Here is a 259-nt window from a genome sequence, read left to right as displayed (position 1 = left end):
CGTTTTAATACCGGAATAATATTAAGCACTTCACTGGTTTCGCCAGAGTTAGATATAAGCATAACCACATCATTTGATGTAATCATACCTAAATCGCCATGACTCGCTTCACCAGGATGTACAAAAAATGCGGGGCTACCAGTACTCGCTAAAGTGGCTGCTATTTTATTACCGATATGGCCCGACTTACCCATGCCAATAACAATAATACGGCCTGAGCAGTCGTACATTAATTGGCACGCTTGATCAAAGCTTTCAT

General features: G+C 41.3%; 1 protein-coding gene. It reads right to left on the bottom strand.

Annotated elements, in window-relative coordinates:
• A partial coding sequence (locus tag SB724_RS20760) for an SIS domain-containing protein (protein WP_410572826.1) occupies nt 1-259 on the bottom strand: 259 nt, incomplete at both ends.

Origin of the sequence: Bacillus sp. SIMBA_031, assembly GCF_046535225.1 — a bacterium.
GTDB lineage: Bacteria > Bacillota > Bacilli > Bacillales > Bacillaceae > Bacillus > Bacillus velezensis.
Note: the sequence above shows the minus strand (reverse complement) of the source record. Positions and strands in the feature narration are given on the sequence as shown.